Annotated in this window: 1 protein-coding gene and 1 pseudogene; both read left to right on the top strand. The window is 37.0% G+C overall.

The features are described 5' to 3' along the window. The first annotated feature begins 230 nt into the window (after positions 1–230). Positions 231–1,493 (top strand): PotD/PotF family extracellular solute-binding protein, encoded by a 1,263-nt coding sequence (locus H5072_RS17170; RefSeq protein WP_182694232.1) that lies wholly within the window; start codon positions 231–233, stop codon positions 1,491–1,493. Further along, positions 1,493–2,330 (top strand): annotated as a pseudogene (locus tag H5072_RS17165) (hybrid sensor histidine kinase/response regulator); the annotation flags it as partial. The gene H5072_RS17170 and the pseudogene H5072_RS17165, both read left to right, overlap by 1 nt.

Raw genomic sequence — 2,330 nt, 5'->3', positions numbered from 1 at the left:
GCCTGCCTTGCACGCAGGAGGTCAGCAGTTCGATCCTGCTTAGCTCCACCACTTTCCTACTCCTTTTCAAATTCGTTCTACTCTTCTATTTTTCCACTGTTTTTATTATTTTTTGACACCCTAATATTCTAATTTTTCATTCTATATAATTTTAAATTTATCCATTCAACTTGTGTCTTTACAAGTTCTTAGCTATACATAATGTCACACATTAGTACTTTAGGCTTAACATGGACAACCCTAAGCGTTCAACGCTAAAAAAGCTAGCTGCAATAGGTTTAACAGCTGGTGCAATAACACATGCGCCTTATGTTTTTGCCCGAAAAAAAGTCACATTAAGAGTGCTTGGTACGCATGTAACACTCCAAGAGGCTATCCGCAAGCAAGCGATGAGTGACTTGGGTATTAATATAGAATTTACTCCCGCAGGCAGCGCTGCTGTTTTGCAAAAGGCATCAATGGACCCTAGCTCCTTTGATTTATACGAACAATGGTCAGACAGCATTAATGTGCTTTGGGATGCAGGTTCCATTCAGCCAATAGAAAAAAAACGACTCACCTACTTTAACGAGATAAATCCACTTACTAAAACGGGAAAACTAACCGAAACTGCAAGTATTGGTGCAGGTGATGCCCCCTATAAATTATTAAATGTTCAACCCGATGGCACATTAAGCGCACAAGAAAGCGATCATCTTAGCTTTTTACCTTATGTGCATAATGTTGACTCTTTTGGTTACAACACCGACTTTATTAAGCCAGGTATAGCATACGAAACAGAAAGCTGGAGTTGGCTGCTTGATGACGAGAACAGAGGTAAAGTAGCTATTGTAAATGCGCCTACCATTGGATTATTTGACCTAGCCCTAGCAGCACAAAGTAAAGGACTTATAAAATTTAACAATATAGGTGCAATGACCCGCCCAGAACTTGATAGGTTGTTTAGTATATTACTCGACTTTAAACGCCAAGGTCACTTTAGTGGCTATTGGAATTCGGTTCCTGAGTCGATTGAATTTATGAGAAGTAAGCGAGCCCATATAGAAAGCATGTTTTCGCCTGCAGTTTCTGCATTAAACAGCCAAAATATTAATGTACGATTTGCCGCGCCAAAAGAAGGCTACCGAGGCTGGCATGGTGTTATGTGTTTATCGTCACAAATACAAAGTAGCGCAAAAGATGCAGCTTACGATTATATGAATTGGTGGCTTTCAGGCTGGCCTGGTGCATTTATTGCTCGCCAAGGTTATTACATTAGTAACCCGCAGCGCTCTAAACTACTCCTATCTCAGTCTGAATGGGATTACTGGTACGGTGGAAAAGCAACAAACATAGATTTATTAAATACCAATGGCGACGTAGCTGTAAAAGCAGGTGGGCAACGTAATGGCGGTAGTTACCATAAACGCTTTAGTAATGTAGCAGTGTGGAATACAGTTATGCCAACCTATGACTACAGCCTGCAAAAATGGTATGAGTTGATTAGCCGATAATGATAATAAACTCAATTAAATCAAAAATAATATTAGCTCTGTGTTCGCTGATTGGATTACTTCTTTTACAGAGCTATTTGTTTAACTATTCGCAAACGTCTTTACTTAACTTGCAAAAATCGCAACATAACGCGCTTATTCAAAGTGAAGCTGTAACTAACTTAGAAAACGATATTATTTCCCTGCAAGGGCATGCAGTTTCATTTATTGACAATGCAAATGAAAATACGATTACCAAATTTAATTTTTACTTAAATAAGGCAAATCTAAATCTCGAGCAGCTAAAAACAAACACTCAAAACCAGACCCCTGAGTATCAAAACTCACTAATACGCCTTGGCGAGTATTTAAATAATTACCAAGATACATTTGGCCAAGTTGTCGTAAACAGACAAAAACGCGAACACCTTTACATTACTCAGTTCAAACAACCTATTGATGACTTACAAGTAACAATTAGTGATTTAGAAGGGTCTTCAAACAATGATAATAAAGTTATTTTTAACGATGTTTTACTCACAATAAGTAATTTAAAACATGCAATTATAAGCTACCTCTATAAACCTAATTTTGATGAAGCACAAAATGTAAAACAAAACTTAAATCACTTACATAAAAAACTAACGAGCACCTCTGTAATAAATGAATCCCTCTCCAATAAAACAACAAGCTTAAAACAAGCTTATAACCAACTTGTATTACTCACCCGTAGCTACACTTTTTCTGTAAATGTAGTGCTTACAGGCATAGAAAACGAATTGCTGTATTTAACTAATGAAATTAAAAACATAGAAAAAAATAAACTAATCAAAACAGAAGAGCTACTAAGTAGCCACT

The organism is Pseudoalteromonas sp. SR45-5, assembly GCF_014163565.1.
Classification (GTDB): Bacteria; Pseudomonadota; Gammaproteobacteria; order Enterobacterales; family Alteromonadaceae; genus Pseudoalteromonas; species Pseudoalteromonas distincta.
Note: the sequence above shows the minus strand (reverse complement) of the source record. Positions and strands in the feature narration are given on the sequence as shown.

Excerpts from the sequence above, each read along its gene's own strand:
- H5072_RS17170 (WP_182694232.1), top strand. The coding sequence starts at position 231 with ATGGACAACCCTAAGCGTTCAACGCTAAAAAAGCTAGCTGCAATAGGT.